The 1561-nt window shown below is 34.2% G+C and carries 2 protein-coding genes; both read left to right on the forward strand.

Features of this window, described 5'->3' with window-relative positions; all coding sequences use genetic code 11:
• The first annotated feature begins 284 nt into the window (after positions 1-284).
• On the forward strand, positions 285-512 hold the full coding sequence (locus tag COZ07_RS07620; protein WP_406607972.1) for a UPF0175 family protein: 228 nt from the start codon (positions 285-287) through the stop codon (positions 510-512).
• On the forward strand, positions 505-954 hold the full coding sequence (locus COZ07_RS07625; RefSeq protein WP_406607973.1) for a DUF3368 domain-containing protein: 450 nt from the start codon (positions 505-507) through the stop codon (positions 952-954). Before COZ07_RS07620 ends, COZ07_RS07625 begins: the two co-directional genes overlap by 8 nt.
• Positions 955-1561 lie beyond the last annotated feature (607 nt).

Below are 1561 nucleotides of genomic sequence, written 5' to 3' on the forward strand. Positions count from 1 at the left end.
ATTCCAAAAATGTTGATAGAATTTTTGGAATTAAGGAATGAAGAATTTAAAAGATACATGGAACGGAAAATGCCAGTCAGTTTGTAACACGGTATCAAAGACTTTGCTTCGCTCCGTCCAGATTTACCTTCGGCAACTTCTTTTCTCCGCAAAACGTTAGTTGTAATTGGCGGACTCGCTCTCTAATCCCTTTCTTCCTAGATACATCTGAATGTTGATAGAATACCCTTTAAAGTGTATAATAAAAATGTAATATTTAGGAAACGGAAGGGAGCAGTATTATCATGAAAACTATATCATTAACAGTTCCTGATTTTTTTGAGTTAAGTGAGAAGGAAACAAAATTGCTTATAGCATCAAGGTTATATGAGCAAGGCAAGTTATCTCTAGGGGAAGGTGCTGAGCTAGCTGGTGTGTCTAAAAGGACATTTATAGAATTATTAGGGCATTATGATGTATCAGTTTTTAACTATAGTGTTCAAGAATTAAAAGGCGATATAGAAAATGCCTAATATTATTTCTAATACAAGTTGTTTAATAGTACTTGATAATATTGGGATGTTAGATGTATTGAAAGAACTTTACGGCAAAGTATTTATTACGGAGGAAGTTTCAAAAGAATTTGGTAAAACTGTTCCTGATTGGATTGAAGTGAGGAAAGTAAGCGATAATAAATATTTAAAATTAATGAAAAATTTTGTTGACTTAGGTGAAGCAAGTACAATTGCTTTAGCGGTTGAAACTGATGATATTGTTATTATTTTGGATGATTTTAAAGCTAGAAAACTAGCTCAAAAGCTTAATTTAAAAATAACAGGAACTATAGGAGTTTTAATTAAGGCCAGGAAAAGGAATATAATTACTTCAACACAAGAAGTTTTAAATAAATTAAGAAATGAAGGTTTTAGAATATCAGATGAAATAGAAAAAGAATTTTTGAAATATGATATGTAAGTACAGCACTTCAGATAACACGATATTTACGTGACGTCTAAAAACCAGCCTACCCTTCGAGACAAACCCTATGTCACAAAACTTGCAGTAGGGTTTTTATTTACATATAAAGCAAGTTTTGCGCCAGTCCTACGGAACGGACACATCGTAAACACCCGGGATCGTAACCTTATTTGAGTACATGAACCATCTTTTATTTGCCGAGAAATATATTCCTTTAAAAGTTATAGGTAAGCCTTTAATTCGTGATGGGGATAAATATATTGTATAAAGAGGTAAGCAAATATTTACGTGGGGGCAGGATTTAGGTGGACCGAACCGAGAATAAAAGGCCATTTTGTAATCTGTTTTCTGGCCTTTTTCTTAGAGAGGACCTTAGAGTCTAAGCTTAAAAAAGCTCATATATTAGCTTCACCACAAAAAATTCAAGAAGTTTTAAATTCAATGTTATGATTGTAACCCAAAAAGTAAACAAACCTGTCCTCGACCTGATCGGGGAATGGTAATGTAGGGGCACGATGCATCGTGTCCACAGGAGAAATTAGGTAATAATATGGCGAGGGCACAATTCCTGTCTGTGCGTACCTGTCTGCGTGCGTACCTGTCT

The sequence above is a fragment of the Candidatus Infernicultor aquiphilus genome, from assembly GCF_002784285.1.
In the GTDB taxonomy this organism is placed as follows: Bacteria; Atribacterota; Phoenicimicrobiia; order Phoenicimicrobiales; family Phoenicimicrobiaceae; genus Infernicultor; species Infernicultor aquiphilus.